This window comes from uncultured Arthrobacter sp., assembly GCF_964021775.1.
Lineage (GTDB): Bacteria > Actinomycetota > Actinomycetes > Actinomycetales > Micrococcaceae > Arthrobacter.
In genome coordinates this window covers 26,328-43,406 of record NZ_CAXHZI010000016.1, presented here as the reverse complement: position 1 = coordinate 43,406, position 17,079 = coordinate 26,328, and the positions used below count along the sequence as shown (strand labels likewise).

General features: G+C 70.9%; 9 protein-coding genes. 1 reads left to right on the top strand and 8 read right to left on the bottom strand.

The window, feature by feature from the left end:
• Positions 1-23 precede the first annotated feature (23 nt).
• The 8 genes from ABIN76_RS13075 to ABIN76_RS13040 form a co-directional block, all read right to left on the bottom strand.
• On the bottom strand, positions 24-1,715 hold the full coding sequence (locus ABIN76_RS13075) for a serine/threonine-protein kinase (RefSeq protein WP_346960125.1): 1,692 nt from the start codon (positions 1,713-1,715) through the stop codon (positions 24-26).
• The gene (locus ABIN76_RS13070; protein WP_346960124.1) at positions 1,712-3,463 is read right to left on the bottom strand and encodes an FHA domain-containing protein; all 1,752 of its coding nucleotides are present in this window, start codon (positions 3,461-3,463) and stop codon (positions 1,712-1,714) included. The genes ABIN76_RS13075 and ABIN76_RS13070 overlap by 4 nt, the downstream gene beginning before the upstream one ends.
• On the bottom strand, positions 3,450-4,451 hold the full coding sequence (locus ABIN76_RS13065) for a protein phosphatase 2C domain-containing protein (RefSeq protein ID WP_346960123.1): 1,002 nt from the start codon (positions 4,449-4,451) through the stop codon (positions 3,450-3,452). The genes ABIN76_RS13070 and ABIN76_RS13065 overlap by 14 nt, the downstream gene beginning before the upstream one ends.
• On the bottom strand, positions 4,448-5,911 hold the full coding sequence (locus ABIN76_RS13060) for an RDD family protein (RefSeq protein ID WP_346960122.1): 1,464 nt from the start codon (positions 5,909-5,911) through the stop codon (positions 4,448-4,450). Before ABIN76_RS13060 ends, ABIN76_RS13065 begins: the two co-directional genes overlap by 4 nt.
• Positions 5,908-8,412, bottom strand: coding sequence for a transglutaminase-like domain-containing protein (locus tag ABIN76_RS13055; protein WP_346960121.1), 2,505 nt, complete (start codon positions 8,410-8,412; stop codon positions 5,908-5,910). The genes ABIN76_RS13060 and ABIN76_RS13055 overlap by 4 nt, the downstream gene beginning before the upstream one ends.
• Complete coding sequence (locus ABIN76_RS13050) at positions 8,409-9,740, bottom strand: DUF58 domain-containing protein (protein ID WP_346960120.1); 1,332 nt, start codon at positions 9,738-9,740, stop codon at positions 8,409-8,411. The genes ABIN76_RS13055 and ABIN76_RS13050 overlap by 4 nt, the downstream gene beginning before the upstream one ends.
• Positions 9,741-9,804: 64 nt before the next feature.
• Complete coding sequence (locus ABIN76_RS13045) at positions 9,805-10,776, bottom strand: MoxR family ATPase (RefSeq protein WP_346960119.1); 972 nt, start codon at positions 10,774-10,776, stop codon at positions 9,805-9,807.
• A 99-nt stretch (positions 10,777-10,875) separates the two neighbouring features.
• On the bottom strand, positions 10,876-16,416 hold the full coding sequence (locus ABIN76_RS13040) for an Ig-like domain-containing protein (protein ID WP_346960118.1): 5,541 nt from the start codon (positions 16,414-16,416) through the stop codon (positions 10,876-10,878).
• Between the two features lie 64 nt (positions 16,417-16,480).
• Between ABIN76_RS13040 and ABIN76_RS13035 the strand changes: the two genes are divergently transcribed.
• Positions 16,481-16,783, top strand: a complete 303-nt coding sequence (locus ABIN76_RS13035; protein WP_346960117.1) for a hypothetical protein — start codon at positions 16,481-16,483, stop codon at positions 16,781-16,783.
• The last annotated feature ends 296 nt before the right edge of the window (positions 16,784-17,079 follow it).

Here is a 17,079-nt window from a genome sequence, read left to right as displayed (position 1 = left end):
TCTCCTCAGGGCCATTCATAGTGTCATTTAGGGGTGTAGCAACCAACGGAATTATCAATATCCAGCGGCGAAGACGATCCGTCCCGGCGGACAATCATCACCTGGACGCAGAAAAACTGCCCCGTCCCGAAAACGACGCTTGCCTCCGGCTTCTCGGTGGCTTGAAACGTGCCGTCATCGTAGACACGCCACTTGTAGCTGTCGCCGGGTTTGGGCTGCGGATTCGTCCAGGTGAATCTCAACTTTCCGTCAGCCCCCGGTCTGCCCACGATGTTGGTGACGTCCGGGACGGTGCCCTCATCGATGGCGTCCGCGGGCGGCCTGCTGACCTGCTCGGATGCCCTGGGGGCCGGCTCGGGCCTGGTGGTGCCGGCGATGATGCCGACGACGACGGCGACCGCCAGGACGGCGCCGCCCACGATCGAGAGCACCAGGTTCCGGCGGCCGTGGCCGGCAGGGGCGGCGTCGGCCGGTTCGGCGGCGGTTCCGTCTCCGGCACCGTCCCGCGGTGCGACGCTGGAGCGGTTGACGGTGGCCGCGACGTCGTCGTCCCCAGCCGGTCGCGGCGCGGCAGGCGGCCGGGCAGGGAAGGACGGCGCGGCGAAGCCCGGCAGGGCCGCAGGCCGCTGGACGGTGTCCCTCCCGGCGTCCCTCCCGGCGTCCCTGCCGGTCCCCCTGTGGACGCCGTTGTTGAACGTCGTCGAGTCGTCCGGCACGGCGGCGCCCGGCAGCCGGGTCGGGAACGTCGGGGCGTGTCCGGTGGCGTCCGGGTCGATCGCGGCGACGCTGCGGACCCGGGTTTCCTCAAAGCTGTCATCCGGGTGCGGCTCGTCGGCCCGCGGCTCCTCGAGGACCTCGAACGGTGTCACGGAGAGGTTCAGCTCGGCCTGAATGCGCTGCAGCGCCAGGGCAAAGGCGTGGGCGGAGGAGTACCGGGAGTCGGGCGATTTGGCCATCGCCGTAGCCAGGGCCAGTTCCAGGGACTCCGGGACGTCGGCGCGGCCCAGCTTGGGGACCGGCAGGCTGGTGATGCGGGAGATCAGCTCGCGCTGGGAATTATCCGCGCCCGGCAGCACGAACGGGGACCGGCCGGCCAGCAGCGTGTAGAGCGTGGCACCGAGCGCCCAGACGTCCACCAGGACGCCGTCGACCTGCCGGTCGCTGAACTGTTCCGGCGGGGACCACGGGATGGACATGCCCGCGTCCTCATCCTGGTCCCCCGCCAGGGTGCCGGAGATGCCAAAGTCGGTCAGCGCCGGCCGGTTGTAGTCCGTGACGAGGATGTTTGCCGGTTTGATGTCGCGGTGCGCGATCCCGGCGCGGTGCGCGGTTTCGACGGCGGAGGCCACCTCGATGCCGACGGCCAGGACCTCGTCCACGCTGAAGCGCTGGCGCCGGTACCGGACGTCCAGGCTCGGCCGCGAGCAGTACTCCATGGCCAGGTAGGAGTGGCCGGAATCGGTGATTTCCGCTTCGAAGATCGTCACGATGTAGGGGTGCGAGGACAGCTGCGCCATCAGGTTCGCCTCGGATTCGAAGCGGCGGCGGGCCCCCTCGGTTTTGAGGTCCGAGAGGAGCACCTTCACCGCTACCTTGCGGCGCGGCCGGTCCTGTTCGTAGAGGTAGACGTCGGAAAATCCGCCGGAGCCGAGCAGGCTGATGTAGGTGAACCCCGGGATGCTGGGCGGCGGGGCCACGGGGCGTTTGGCGTTCACAGCAGCTCCTCGAAGCGCAGCTGGATGCCGTCGCCCAGTTCGGCGATGTCGCCGTCGAACAGGATCGCCATCTCGCCCTGGGCAAGCCGGCGCGGGGCCTGGCCCTCGCGCAGCAGCACCGTGCCGTTGGTGGCCTTGAGGTCGCAGAGCATAACGTGCCAGCCCTCGAGCCGGACCTCCACGTGCGAGCGGGAGATGTCCCCGCCGGGGCTCGCCACCTGGACCAGTTTGGGCATCACGGCGCCCTGGACGCGGGAGACCGACGGTTGCCGGCCCACGATAAGCGACTGGTCAAGGTCGATCAGCTCGCCGGTGGACAGCCGCATCCGGCCCAGCCGCGGGCGCCGGACCTGGACGCCGTCGCCGGGGAGCGCCTGGCCGCAGTAGGCGCACTGGGCGTTGGTGGGCGGGTTCGCGTGGCCCTGCGGGCACACCCGGGCCAGCACCATGGGACCGGTGCCGGGGTTTTGGGCGTCCGACGGCGGCGCGGCGCGCTGCCCGGCGGTGCCGGGGCCGTCGAGGTCGTTTTTCATAATGGTCTGGCCGTCGTGGTCCGCGTCATCGGCCGGCGGCCGGGGCGCGGCCGGGGCGGTGGGCACCGGCGGGACCGGCGGCGGGGTAAAGAGCGACGGCGGAGCGTCGGGCCCGGGGGCGGCGCGCGGCGCCGGCGGGACCGGATTCGCCGGCCGCTCACCGCCGGTTCGCCAGGGCACCGAGTCGATCAGGCCGGTGGGGACCGCCGGGACGTGCGCGGGCCCGGCCGCCGGAGCCGCTGCCGGCTCGTCTTCGGCTGGCTCTTCCGCCGCGCCGGGCGCCGGGGCGGCCGTGGGGTCCCCCGCGTCGGCCGGCTCCGGCGCGGCGGGACCCGGGCCGGGCTCCGGTTCCGCCTCGGGGTCCTCGCGCACGGCGGCGTCTTCAATGCTCCGCATCACCGTCTGTTCCCAGAGGTGGTCGTAGCTGCCGGTTGGCTCCTGCTCGGCGGTATCCGGCGCCGGGACATCCTGCATGGTGCCCGCGAGGTCGGGACCGGCGTCGAAGTCCGCTTCCGGGAATTCCAGCACCGTTTCCGCGGAGCTGTCGTGCTCCTCCTGCTCGGCGGCGATGTCCGCCTCGGCGGCGGCCAGCAATTGCTCGTCCCCGGCGGCAACAGTCGCAGCCGCCGCAGGGACGGCAGCACCCGGCGCAGTGGAATCAGGCGCAGCGGAATCAGTCGCAGCGGAATCAGGCGCGGCCGCCACCGGCACGTCCGCGGAACTCCCGTCGCCGGTCAGCGCGCAGTGCAGCCCCTGCAGCAGGACCACGCCGTCGCCCAGCGGCAGCGGCCCGGCCTGGGCGGCCGCCGCAGTGCCGGCAGCATAAGCGGCCTCGGGGACGGCAACGCTGAAGCCGTCCGGGGCTGCGAAGCGCCGCTCGGTCCATGTGGTGACGTCCCGGCCGCTGAGCTCGACGGATTCCCCGCCGTCCAGCCGGACGTTCAGGTCGATCCCGCCGCGCAGGAAGACCTGCAGGGAACCGCGCAGCCCCACGATCCCGAACCAGGGCAGCCGGGCGAGCGGACCGCCCGAGGCCGAGGTCACGGCGTCCAGGACCTCAGGGATCTCCGGACTGCCGGCCAGCAGCGTCCAAAGCGAGTCGACCAGGGCGCGGTCCGTGTCCGGGCGCAGCAACACCACGGTTTCGGAGCGGACCACGCCCAGCCAGGTTCCCGGCGTGTAGCTGACGGCGGCGGTGCGGCTAGCGGGCGCCATGGCGCCCCTCGCCGGACCCGGCCGCGGATCCGCCTTCGTTCCCGCCGACGGCACCGTCGGGGGCCACATCCAGGACCTCGGTGCGCGGCAGGGTGTTTTCGTCTTCGGCTTCCGCCGGTGTGCGCGGAGCGGTCTGGGTGCCGTCCTCGCTGGCGACGTTGCTCGCGTCCACCACGATGCAGGTCACGTTGTCGCGGCCGCCGCTGCGCAGGGCCGCCTGGATCAGCTGGTCCACTGCAGCTTGCGGGTCCGGCTCGGAAACCAGGATGTCGGCAATCTGCTCGTCGTCGAGCTCGCCGTTGAGCCCGTCGGAGCAGACCAGGATCCGGTCGCCTTCCTCAACGGGCAACAGCCAGTAGTCTGCTTCCGTCTCATCGCCGGTGCCAAGCGCCCGGGTGACGACGTGCCGGCGCGGGTGCACCGCAGCCTCGGCCGCGGTGATCTCGCCGGCGTCCACCAGCTCCTGCACCTCGGAGTGGTCCACGCTGACCTGGCTGAGCTTGCCCTGGCTGAGCCGGTAGGTGCGGGAGTCGCCGATGTTCAGCACCAGCCAGTACGGAATCCCCATCTGTTCCACCACAACGACGCCGGAGAGCGTGGTGCCGGCACGCGAGCCGGTCTCCTCGCGGATGCTGGCATCGGCCTGCAGCAGGTACTGCTGGACGACGGCGGCGGTGGCGTCCCGCTCCCCCGTGGCGAGCTGGGGGATCTCGGACAGGGTGCGCACGCAGATGCCACTCGCGATCTCGCCGGCCTCATGGCCGCCCATGCCGTCGGCGACCGCGAACACCGGGTCGGCCGCGATGAAGGAGTCCTCGTTCATCTCGCGGCGCAGGCCGCGGTCGGTGCCGTAGCCGCAGTTGAGCCGCAGGCTGGGAACACTGCCGGGAGCACTGCCGGGAACACTGCCGGGAACACTGCCGGGAGCAGTACCGGAGGAGGCTGCGGAGGCTTTGGCGGGAGGAACGGAAGCCGGCTGGGATGTCATGCCTGTCCTAGGTAGAAGGAGCGGTCACCGAAGTGCACGGTGGATCCGGGGCGTACGTGGGTGGGTTCCCCGGGTGCCAGTGCGGTGCGGATACCGTCCGGCGTCGTGACGGCGCTTCCGTTGGTGGAGTTGCGGTCCGTCACCCAGATGCCGCCGTTTCCGGCCAGCACATGGAGGTGGGTCTTGGAGATGGAGCGTCCCGGGTCGGCCACGGGCAGCAGTTGGACGGATTCCTCGCCGGGGTGGCCGGCGGGGTTGCGCCCGATCAGCAGGGAGCCGTCCAGTTCGACTTCCCGGCCGTCGTCGATCCTGATCCGCAGGATGGCGACCGTGACCGGGGCGGAACCGTCGCCGCGGACCTGGGTGCGGTCGTGGTCGTCGTCCGGGTGCGGGCTGAACGCCCGGCTGTTCACGGCCTGGCTCCGGGCGGCCTCAATCGGCGCGGGCCTGGAGTCGGCGGCAGCGGGCATGGGAGCCGGCTGGAACGGTGCGGGCTGGAAAGGCGCCGGGGCCTCGGGAGCCGGAGCCCCGGCGGGCGCGGGCACGGGCGCGGGCTGCGGCTGGAGCCGGGCGGCGCCCGCCACCGGTGAGGCGACCTGCTGCACCGGGGGAAGGTCCAGCGGGGCAAAGCTGTAGGGTCCCTGGATGCCGCCGGTGGTGATCGGGTTCCGGCCGGCCTTGATATCGAAGACCAGGGTCTTGGCGGCGGTATCGTGCCAGCCGCGCAGCCTGCTGTTGTTGTCCCAGCGGTTGGAGATCACCACCAGGACGGCCCAGCCGGCACCCAGCAGGGCGAGCGGCCCCAGGAGGACCAGTGCGGCTCCGAACCACTGGAAAACCACCACCAGCACGGCGGCGAGGGCGGCGAGCAGCACGCCGGCTCCGGTGATCAGGCCGCGGAGGAAGACGGCTCCCCCGCCGGGCGCGTACCCGTCGGCGTCGGCGCTGCGGATCCCCACGATGCGGTTGCCGAGGGTGGCGCCGGACCGGCCCTCCAGTACGGCCTGGACCAGGATGTACACCAGGGTGGCGCCGAGCCCGATGCCGCCGTAGAGGACCAGCGAGGAGGTGTTGTAGATGATGGAGCCGCCGCTGCGTGTCTGGGTGACCCCGGCGAAGCCGACGGCGAAGAGCACCACGAGGAGCGCCGCCGGGCCGGTCCAGTCCAGCACCGCGGCCCCGAGCCGTTTTCCGGCGTCGGCGGGAACCAGCTCAAGCTTGTTCGGCAAAACCGTACCTCCCCCTTGTCCGCGGACACGCTGTCCGGGGCCCGCCGGCCCCGGTACGGACGGTCCGCCCTGCCCCGAAGGCGCTACCGGGATAGTACCGGGTGTTGCGTCCGGCCGCCGGGCGCTGCGCGCCGAACGGTTGCCCAGCGGCGCCCCGCAGGAGGTGCAGAACGCGGCGCCCGGGCGGATCGGCTGCTGGCAGCGCGGGCAGCGCTCGACGTCGTCGGTCATGGCTCGTTGCGGTTCTTCCTGGCTGTTCCCTGCGGTTCCTGGTTCGGACCGGGCTCCACTGTACTAGCTGGAGCGTTACGGCCCCGGCCCGGCAACACCGGGCGGAGCCCGCGCAGCTTCAGCGCGGCCCGGCCGTCGGCCAGCAGCGAGCGCGGCGAGAAACGGGCCTGCTGCCGGCGCCAGAAACCCACCGTCCCGGTCATCTCCTTCAGCGAGCCGTCCACGATCTCCCAGTATTCACGCACCTGGTCCTCGCTCGGCTGGCCCGCGCCGAAGATCGCGGCGTCGGCCCGGTGCGCCAGCAGCGTGGTGCTGCCCTGGCTTGCCGGGAAGGCCTCGCCGAGCACGGCGGCGGACTCCCGCCGCGTGGCGCGGTGGTCCACCCCGGCGCCCAGGTCGGTCGCCAGGCTCAGGACTTCGTTCCAGCCGCCGCCGACGCGCTGCGCCGGGTGCCCGTCGGTGAAGCGGGCTTTCCGGCGTCGGGACTTCAGCAGGGCAATCAGCAGCAGCGGCAGCGCGAGGACCGCCACCGGGATTAGCGCCGTACCGATCGCGGCGAGCAGGGGCCCCCAGAACAGCCAGGGGTTGTTCTTCTTCTCGTCGGCGTCCAGCGCGTCCGGCGAGGAGTCCGGCGGCAGCTCGGCCGGCTCCTGCGGCGGGGGCGGCGGCTGGAGGACCTGCGGCTTGGGCTTGGACTTGTTCTCCGGGTCCGGCGGGATCGGCACGTTGTCCTTGGGCGGGGTGGGGTCGAAGGACACCCAGCCCACCCGGTCGAAGGCCACCTCGACCCAGGCGTGCACGTCCTTGCCGGTGATCTGCACCTCGCCGGCGCCGTTCTCGGGGCTCTTGGGATCCGGGTAGAACCCCATCACCACCCGGGACGGGATGCCCAGGTGGCGCAGCATCAGGGACATCGCCACGGCGTACTGCTCGTCGTCACCGAGCATCTGCTTGGCCGTGAGCAGGCTGCGGATGCGGTTGGCGCTGTGGCCGGAGACGCTGGGCAGCTGCCCGTCGGCGATCAGGCCGTTGCTGAAGGCGCCCTGCTTCTGGAAGTGCGCCTCGATCTGGCGCACCCGGTCGATCGCGGTGGGCGCGTCCGCGGCGAGGTCGTTGGCCTGCGAGCCGACCACCGGCGGGACCTCGGCCGGGTCCGGCAGCGACACCTTGGCGAAGTCGTACTGGGTCAGCTGCCCGTGTTCGAGCATGGCCGGGTCGGCCACCTGCACACTGTAGGAGTCGCCCTTGCCCAGCCCGCGGGTGGTCACGGCGGTGTCCGTGCCGGAGTTGAAGTACAGCCCGGACGCCGCGCCGGAGCCGTCCCGGGCGAAGCTGATGCCGGTGGTCTTGCGGCCGCCCGGGAGGAAGTACCCCTGGTAGTCCTCGATCGTGATGTCCAGCGTGTAATTGTTGGTCGGCACAATCCCGGTGGTGTCGGCGAGGGTGTTGAGGGACTTCGCGTCGCCTACCTTGCTGAAGCTGCCCGAACCGTTCGGGTCCATGGTGTAGTTGGTGCCGTTGAAGGAGTCCAGGGCGGCGAGGCGGACCCGGCCGTCCTTGGGCAGGCCCTTGACCAGGAAGAGGTTGTCGTCCTTTTTGTCCTTGACGAAGTTGCGGAAGCTCGCCAGCGGGGTCACGTAGTCCTTCGGGTCGAACGGGGGCACGATCGTGTTGCGCAGCACCTTCCGGTCATCGTCCGCGGTGACCAGGGGGGATGCGACGGCGGTGATCCCGACGGCGACGGCGATCACGGCGGCGGCGGTGCCCAGCCGGCGGAGCCGCGCGGCGCCGGCCGCAGCCTGGTCCGTGTCCGACCGGTTCACCGAGACCTTGCGGGTGTCGCCGCTGCGCAGGGCATCGCGGCGGAACGTGGCCCAGGCGATCGCGCCCACGGTCAGCGAGATGCCGCGTTCCACGGTGAGGAACCCGGCGTTGGTGCTGAACGCGATGCCGGTGATGAACAGCACCAGCACCGGCAGCAACGGCCAGTACGGGCTCCTGAGCCGCCAGGTCAGCAGTCCGGCCGCGAGGGCGGTGAGCAGCGAACTCAGGAACGGCACAATCAGGGTGCCGCCGGCGGTACCGACCGGCACGCCAACGGTGAGCATGTCCTTCCAGGCGAAGACCACGCCCGCCAGCAGGGTCCGGAGTGAGTCGAGGGTGGGCAGGACCCCGGCGATCGAGGCCTCCGGGACGGCCAGGGCGGTGCCGAAGACAAGGTAGGCGCCCACCGCCAGCGCCGTGGTGATCAGCACCCCGAGCCGGAAGTGCACCTTGGCGGCGGCGACGCCCAGGCCCAGCAGGATCCCGCCGAAGCCGGCGGCCAGGTAGTAGGGGTCGCCGCCGAAGCTGAGGCTGAAGCCGAGCACGCCGAGCCCCAGCAGCACGGTGAGGGCGCCGGCGTCGAGCGCGTAGTGCCAGGCCGGCTGGCTGCCGGCGAAGCCGGAGCGGGAACGGGCCGGTGCGTTGTTGCGGGGACGGAACCCCGTGGCGGTGCTCATGCGGCCGCCTTCCTCAGCACGATGGCCAGTTCGGAGAGATCGCCCAGGGTGAGCACGGTCAGGTCCGCGATGTTCGCCCGGGCCGGGGCGGCGCCGGCCTGGATCCGGACCGCGAGGCTGCGCACCCCCGGCGGTACCGAGGCGGAGGCGGAGCGCAGCTGGGTGGGTGTCACGTTGCTGCCCACGACGAAGAACACCACGGAGGCGTTCGGGACGGTGTCGGCGAGGGTCCGGGCCAGGTCGACGGCGTTTTTGCGTTCCGGCGCGCCGACCACCCGGGTCAGGTCATCGAGCAGGTTCCGGCCGGTCTCGCAGCGCAGCGGCCCTTTCTGGGTGAGGACGTCGAGGTTGCGCTGCTCCCGGATGGCCTGCAGCCCGATCGAGGCGGCGGCGGAGACGGCCAGCTCGAACTCCTCCTCGGAGGCGTACTCGTCCGTGTTGGTGGAGAGCGAGATGGCCAGGTGCGCCCGGCGGGTTTCCTCGAACTGGCGCACCATGAGCTTGTTGGTCCGGGCCGTGGTTTTCCAGTGGATGTGCCGCCGGTCGTCTCCGGGCACGTAGTCCCGCAGCGCGTGGAAAGAGACGTCGGCGCTGGAGAGGTCCGTGGTGGGCATGCCCTCCAGGTCGCGGATGAAGCCGGCGGCGGAACCGGCCAGGGCCACGGTCTTCGGGTGCACAAAGAGGTCCTGGGGTTCGGTCCAGAGCACCTGGCGGCGGAGCAGGTGCAGCGGGTCGGCGCGCACGGAGCGGACCGGGCCCACCACGATCACGGCCCGGCGGGCGGTGGGGATGGTGAAGAGGTCCTCGTGGACCTGTCCGGGTTTCATCCGGGGCAGGTGGAACACGGCGGTGGCGGCGCCCACCGGGAGTTCCAGCGCGGCGGGCAGCAGCGGCCGCGCCGAGGTGTTGGACACCGCGATGCTGCCGACGGCGCTGTCCCCCACGGCCACCCGTGTCCGGGCGAGATCCAGCAGCACGCCGTAGGAGGAGCGGCCCAGAATGAAGCCGACCGCCAGCACCAGGAGCACAAAACCGGCGATCGCGGCGGCCTTGGCCTCCTGCCAGCCGTAGGCCTGGCCGGCGGTCCAGAGCAGCACCGAGGCCGCCAGCACGGACCAGCCGAGCACGCTCACCACCGAGAGCACGGGCCAGAGGTGCCGGCGGAAGCGCTTCCGGACGGCGCGTCCGGCCGGAGCCAGCGCCAGGGCGGCGGTGCTGCTGGCTTCGGCCCAGACGGCGGACGGATGCAGCCGGGCGGGCCTGCCGCCCCGGGAAAGGGGCTGCTTCAGGCGTTCAGCAAGCCGGGTCAACGGTGTGCCGGTGGACATAGGGTGGCCTTTGTTCGTGCATGGTCCGGGCGCTGGGTCTGCCCGGGGGGGACGGGGTCGGAGCCTAGACGGCGGCCCGCTGCTGCGGGGCGGCGACGTCGGCGAGCACCCGGGCCAGGACAGCGTCGGCGGTGGCGCCGGAGAACTCCGCTTCCGGGTCCATCACCAGGCGGTGGGTCCAGACGACGGCGGCGAGGTCCTTCACGTCGTCGGGCAGCACGAAGTTCCGGCCCTGGCTGGCCGCCCAGACCTTGGCGGCGCGGACCATCGCGAGCGCGCCGCGGACGGACACGCCGAGGCGGGTCTCCGGGGCGCTGCGGGTCTCCTCGCAGAGCCGGGAGATGTATTCGAGCACCGCGGTGTCCACGTGGGTGGTGGCGGCGAGGTCGGCCATGTCCGCGACGGCCTGGGTGGTGATCACGGCCGTGATGTCCTTGGAGCGGTCCTTGAGGTTGGCGCCGCCGAGCAGCTGCACGGTGGAGGCATGGTCCGGGTAGCCGATGGACGTCTTGATCAGGAAGCGGTCCAGCTGGGCCTCGGGCAGGCGGTAAGTGCCGGCCTGCTCGATCGGGTTCTGGGTGGCCATCACCATAAAGGGGCGGCCGGCCTCGTAGGTGGCGCCGTCGACGGTGACGCGGGATTCCTCCATGACCTCCAGCAGCGCCGACTGGGTCTTGGGCGAGGCGCGGTTGATTTCGTCGGCGAGGACGATGTTGTTGAAGATCGGGCCCTTGTGGAACTCGAACTTCTGCGTCTTCTGGTCATAGATGGTCACACCGGTGACGTCCGAGGGCAGCAGGTCCGGGGTGAACTGGATGCGGTTGTTGGAGCCCTGGACGGTGGCCGCGAGGGCCCGGGCCAGCGAGGTCTTGCCGGTGCCGGGGGCGTCCTCGAAGAGGACATGCCCCTCGGCCAGCATCGCCGTGAACGTCAGCCGGATGACGTGGGACTTGCCGAGCACGGCCTGCCCCACGTTGGCAACGAGTTTCTCAAAGGTGCCGGCAAACCATTCGGCCTGCTCAGTGGTCATCGTCATGCGCTGGTTCCTCTTCCATTCGGGTTAAGCATCGGGGGGGGTCCGCCGGCAGGGAGTCCCCGCGTTGTCCGGCGTTTAGTCTAGGCGACGGGATCATGGTCACCGCCGGGGCATTCCGGGCGGCGGGGTGGAGCCCAGGCTGGTGGTGTCGCCCCGGGCAAAGTTGCCGGCGGCGGGCCCGGAGGTCAGGTGGTACCAGAGCCGGCCGGACGAACCCCAGCGGACGTAGTAGTCCGTCTGCGCGGTGATCCCCGTGTCGAACCACTTGCCCGGGCTGATGCACTGGTCCGGGTTGCTGTTCCGGTAGCTGTCCGTGCTGCTGTTGGGCTCGGTACAGGTGCGCACCGGGGTGGCCCGGATCGACCACGAGGTGGGCGGCGGCGGGGCGGGGTTCTTTCCGCTGGTGGCGTTCGCGGAATCCGCCGGTCCGCAGACCACCGTGCAGGCCCGGACCTTGAGGTTCTTCGTGGCGCTCCAGGCGTTGGTGTCCCGGTCGTAGCGGTTGGCCAGGCCCACGCTGGTCCACCCGCCGCCCTCGTAGCTGACCTCGAAGCGCTGGATCGGTCGGCCGTTGTTGGCCGGGTTGTTCCAGGTCCAGTGCACCTGCTGCGTGGTGGAACTCTGGGCCGAGAGCCGGGGCGCATTGGGCGGGCCGTACGGATTCGCCGTGCCGATGGCGGCCGCGTCGCCGGAGATGTTGTTCTTGGTGGAGGTGGCGATGATGTTGATGGTCACGTCCTGGCCGTTGGGCAGGCCCCCGATCGTGCCGCCGCCGGCGGCGATGCCCCCGGTCTTGACCACGCCGCCGGACGTGGCGGCCCGGTAGCTGTACTGGATTTCGCTGGCCTGCGAGCCGTTGCGCTGGGCCGCAGTGAGCGGGGAGAACGTGACCTTCAGCTGGCCGCTGGTGCCGGTTTCCTTGACCGTTCCGCCGGAGGCCCGCCCGGGTTTCCCGGCGGCCCGGATCGCGGCGGAACGGGCGCTGACGCCGGAGGTGCCGGCCTTGTTCGTGGCCGAAACCGTGAAGGTGTAATCCGCCTCCGAGTTGTCCACGGTGACATTCTGCGAGGTTCCGGCGACCCTCTGGCTCGCCACCGGGGAACCGCCGCGCAGGGTGGTCAGGGTGTAGGAGGACACGGCGTCGCCGTTGTTCTCCGGAGCCGTCCAGTTCACCCGGAGCTGGCTCTGGCTGCCCACCGCGCCGGCCGACGCCGCCGAGGGCGCGGCCGGGGTGGCGGGCTTGCCGGCGGGGATTTCGGCGGCGGAGTAGGCGCTCCATTCGGAGGGTTCTTTGGCGTCATTGCGGGCCAGGACGCGCACCTTGTAGGCCACACCGTTCTGCAGGCCCTTCCAGACGTAGCTGACCGACGTAAGGTTCTGGAGCTGGGCGTTCTGGCCGGGCGGCGCGGGCGAGATCTCCAGGTCGTAGGACTTGACCGGCGAGCCCTTGGAGGCGGGGGCGGTCCAGGCGACCGAGAGCTGCCGGTCGCCGAACTTCAGCGACGGCGCGGCCGGGGTTTCCGGTTTGACGTCCGGGCGCACCTCGGCCGACGCCGGGGACCGCTCGGATTCGTCGATGGCGTTGGTGGCCGTGACCTGGAAGTGGTATTTGGTGTTGTTGGTCAGCCCGGTCAGGGTGCAGCTGTTCGCCGGGCAGTCCTGCCGGAAGCCGCCGTCGCCGTAGACGGTGTACTTGGTGATGGGGGATCCCCGGTCTGCCGGCGCCGTCCAGTTCAGCAGGGCGGTGCCGTCCCCCACGCTGGCCGCCAGCGGCGTGGTGGGTGCCTCCGGGCGGTCCTTGACCGTCAGCCGGATCCGGGCGGTGGCCTGCCGGGAGGGGTCGTTGGTCTTGTCGGCGATGGTGTAGGCCACCACCATGGTCCCGGAGAAACCCCCGGCCGGGGTGACCACCACGTTGCCGCCGTCGACGGCGACGTTGCCGGAGCCGGTTTCCGTGGTCGCGGCGACGATTTTCAGCGGCGTTTCCGGGAACGGGTTGGCGTCGTTGGCCGTCGCCGGCACGGTGACGGGTTTGCCCGCGGCGGCGTTCGGTTCCAGGTCGTCGTTCGCCACCGGTTTGGGCCGGTTGGAGGCGGTGACGGTGAAACGGTAGGTCGCGGTGGCCTCAAGGCCGCGCGGGTCCCGGGCCTTGACCTGTACGGCGCCGTCGGTCCCGGCGGCCGTGCCGTCCCGGGCCGCGAGCTTGAGGGTTTGTCCCTCGATGCCGGCGGTGAGGCCGCCGGGGACCTCGCCCACGAGCTCGTACTTCATGTTCTGCACGTCCCCGTCGTCCGGGTCGGTGGTGAGCCGGGCGAGGTCGATGCCGGCGGCGTCGCCGGTGGGCACGTCCACCTCGCTGCCCAGCAGCTCGGGCGGGTTGTTCCGGTTGGGGTCCGGGAGCACCCGGGTGCGGATGCTGAGCGTGGATTTCAGTCCGGCCGGGTCGTCCGGGCCGGTACCGTCGGTGACTTCGAAGCTCAGCGAGCCAGGTCCGGCGTAGTCCTTGCCGGCCGTGTACTTCAGCGCGGTGCCGTTGTTGGCCACGGGGTCCGAGCCGTCGGCGCCGATCAGTTTGATCCGGTCGGTCTGGGTGATCCGCGGCGAGCGGCCCTTGCGGACCCTGACCCATTCCTTCAGGTCCACGGTGACGGACTGGCCCGCCACGACTTCCACGACGTCGTCCTTGGCCAGGGTGGGGACCTGCTGCCCCAGCCCGGGGACCCAGACGATCGCGGTGGACTTTTGCCCGTCGACGTCCTCGACGGTGTACGGGACCAGCTGCGGCTGCTCGGCCAGCTCCACGATCAGGCTGCCGTCCGGGCCGGGCCGCGCCGTTTTCGCCTCGGTGCCGATCTTGAGGTTTTCGCCGACGCCGTCGGGGTCCTCGTCGTTTTTGAGCACCGGGACGTCGACGGCGGTCTTGCCGAGCGTCTGCGCGGAGGTCACGCGGTCGTCCCGGGCGATCGGCGCCTGCAGCGGCACGTCCTTTTGGACCTTGACGGCGACGGCGGCCTGCGCCGTGGCGCCGCGGTCATCGGCCACTTTGTAGCGGACGTTGACGGTGCCTTCCTGGGCGGGGGCCAGCAGGATGATCCGGCCGCTTTGCTTGCTCACGGTGGCCTGCAACTCGGGGGCGGCCTCGATCCCGTTGGTCAGGATCCGGATCGGGTCACCGTCCGGGTCGGTGTCATTGCCGGCGGCGTCGACGGCAATCTGCCGGCCGGGGCGCACTGCGACGGCGTCGTCCACCGGCGTCGGTTTCTGGTTGGCCTCCCCGCGCGGGGCGATGCCAACGGTGACGGTGCCGGTGTTCACGGCGCCCTGCCGGTCAACGACCTTGTAGCGGAAGGTGTCCGTGCCGGCGCCGTCGCCGGCGGCGGTGAAGTCAATGAAGGTACTCCCGGCGGTGGCGGTGCCCATCGCGGGGGTGCTGTCGATGCCGGTGAGTTGGACCGAGTCGCCGTCCGGGTCGATTCCGTCCAATTCCACGGGGATCCGGACCGAACCGCCGGCCACCACCCGGGCGGTGAGGTTTTTGGGCTGCGGCCGCGAGTTCTCGGCGCCTTCCAGCGGCAGGATGTGGATGGTGACGGCGGCCGCGCTCTTTTGGCCCTGCGGGTCCACGGCGTTGTAGATGGCCCGGACGGTCTTGGGCGCGGCGCCAGCGATGAAGCGCAGCGTGTTCTCGGAGACGAAGCTCTTGCCGTCCGCGGCCGGGACGGGCTGCGGCAGCACCGGGTCCACGGTCAGTTTGGCGCCCTGCGGGTGCGTGTCGTTGGCCAGCACCGGGATGGTGACGACGTCCCCGGCGCGCACGTTCACTTCGTCGGGTTTGGGCTGCGGGGCTTCGACCACGGCGGGCGCCGGGACGGGGACCACGGAGACGCTGCCGGTGGCGGACTTGCTGCCGTTGGACATGGTGTAGCGGAAGATGAAGGGGTCCTTGCTGCCGCTGATGTCGGTGACCCGCAGCACGGCATGGTCGATCACGCTGACGGAGGCGGTGGCGTTTTCCGGCAGTTGCACGGACTGCAGCACCAGCACTCCCCCGGCGGGGTCCGAGTCGTTCGCGAGCGGGTCGACCAGCACGCTGCCGCCGGCCGGGAGCAGGGCGACGTCGTGCACGGCGACGGGGTCGCCGGTGTCTTTGCCGGACTCGACGTCCACCCGGATCAGGCCCTGGGTGCTTTGCGGGCCGTTGCTGGCGATGTAGGTCAGGTAGACCGGTCCCGGGGTGTCGCTGCGGAACGTGAAGGTTCCGCCGTCGGTCACGGGCCCCAGCTCGGCGGTCCCGGCGGCTTCCACCTGGGCGAGGCGCAGCGCGCCGCCGTTGGGGTCGACGTCGTTCTTCAGCGGGGCGATGACCAGGTCCTGGCCGACGACGGCGGTCACGTGGTCCGCGTTGACCACCGGCTGCAGGGCTCCGGGGGGCTGGACGTTGACGGTCACCTTGCCCGTGGTGGTGGCGCGGCCGTCCCAGACAGTGACGGTGACGGTCTTTTTGCCAGGGGCGGCGCCGGAGTCCTGGTAGCTGAGCAGGCCGTCGCGGCGGACCTTGACCTGGTCCTGGTCGTTGTCGGCCCTGGCGTCCAGCAGGACCAGGTCGTCGCCGTCGGGGTCGGTCCAGTCGGTGAGGATGTTCTGGCTGACCGTTTTGCCCTGCTCCACCAGCATGGTGGTGGGCTCGCCGCGCTTGAACAGGGGCGGTCGGTTCTCCTCCGGGCCGACGACGTTGAGGGTGATGCTGCCGCCGGCGGAGAGGCCGCGGCCGTCCGCGGCGTTGTAGCTGAAGGTTTCGGTGCCGGGCTTTGCGTCGGCCGGGACGGTGATCTGGAAGGCCGTGCCGCCGTAGATGTTCTGCAGGCTGCCGGCCTTGGGGCCGTCGCCGGCGACCGAGGCGGTCAGCACGTCGCCGTCGGGGTCGGAGTCGTTGTCCAGCACGCTGAGCACGGTGGTGCGGCCCGGGCGGACGCCGACGGCGTCGGGTTTGGTTTCCGGCGGCCGGTTGGGTTTGGTGCGGTCCGGGAGGATGTTGATGGTGTTGTTGTCCGCGGACTCCTGGTCCTGGTCATCGGACTGGTTTTTCGGCGGGATGACGTCGTCCCAGTTGTTCACCAGCTGCATGTTCTGGTTCACCAGCCACACATTGCCCGAATTCACATCATTAAGCACCACCAAATCCCGGTTCACCCGAAACACATAACTGGGCGACGCGCTGGCCTTCGGCACCGCCACGTTCCGGTCAGCGGCATCATCGGCGCAATCCCGCACATACTTATTCGCCCCCGACCACGCCGCATGCACACACCCGCCCAACTGCACCGGCGCCGCCGGAACACCCTGCCCGCCAAACGTGACAGTCCTCGCCGCCGAACCATCCAACGGCACCTCAACCAGCGCCTTCGACGTCGCCACCGCCACCGCATCCGCCCCCGGACCCGGCTGCTGCAACCGCGCATCCCGCGCGTCCGCGAGGGCCACCTCACGCCCGCCCGGCAGGAACAGCTTCCCTGCGCCCGCGTCCAGCACCACCGGCCGGTCCCCCACCACACTCAGCTGCAGATCCCCCGCACCCTTCAACCCCTCCCAGGTCTCCGCCTGCGAATCCGCCACCCGGCCCTCGGCATCCACCGACGTCACCGTCACCCGCCCCGACCCGGGATCAGCACTGTAAATCCGGTCATCAGAGCCCACCGCCGACACCGTGCCCGCCGCCCCCGCCAGCACCGGCTCCGAGCCCTCCTCATCAAAACCATTCACCGTCGACGGCGACAACGCCCACACCCGGCCCCGCGCCGCATCCGTCACCGCAATCACCCGCGACCCGAAACTCACCACCGCCGACCCCGGCAACTTCTTATCCCCGCCCAAGCGCATCTGCGCCGCCGACACCTGGTTCAACGTCGAACCCGAGGCATCATCAACAAACACCGTCCCCGCATCCTGCAACACATCAAACGTCGTCGACGCCGGCGTCACCGCACCATCCAACACCCGCGACGGATAATTCAACCGCCCCACCGCGTTCTTCGCCTTCGACACCACCCACACACCACCATCGTTCAACTCCACCTCAGCAGTCTTGAACCCCGGATAAATAACCGCCCCCGCCACCAACACCGCAGCCACCGCCACCAACGAGGTGCCGGTGACGACCTTGCGGCGCGTGCGCGAGCGCGGTTTCAGAAAACCCGGCTTCCTGGCCCCCAGCATGGCGAAAAGTCGTGTCACAGCGTTAGATTTCCTTCAAGATTGTGGTGTTCGTTCCCCCGGTGGATCCGAGACCGGTCCCCCACTTCCCGC

Excerpts from the sequence above, each read along its gene's own strand:
- ABIN76_RS13045 (WP_346960119.1), bottom strand. The coding sequence starts at position 10,776 with ATGACGATGACCACTGAGCAGGCCGAATGGTTTGCCGGCACCTTTGAG.
- ABIN76_RS13065 (WP_346960123.1), bottom strand. The coding sequence starts at position 4,451 with ATGACATCCCAGCCGGCTTCCGTTCCTCCCGCCAAAGCCTCCGCAGCC.
- ABIN76_RS13050 (WP_346960120.1), bottom strand. The coding sequence starts at position 9,740 with ATGTCCACCGGCACACCGTTGACCCGGCTTGCTGAACGCCTGAAGCAG.
- ABIN76_RS13070 (WP_346960124.1), bottom strand. The coding sequence starts at position 3,463 with ATGGCGCCCGCTAGCCGCACCGCCGCCGTCAGCTACACGCCGGGAACC.
- ABIN76_RS13060 (WP_346960122.1), bottom strand. The coding sequence starts at position 5,911 with ATGACCGACGACGTCGAGCGCTGCCCGCGCTGCCAGCAGCCGATCCGC.
- ABIN76_RS13055 (WP_346960121.1), bottom strand. The coding sequence starts at position 8,412 with ATGAGCACCGCCACGGGGTTCCGTCCCCGCAACAACGCACCGGCCCGT.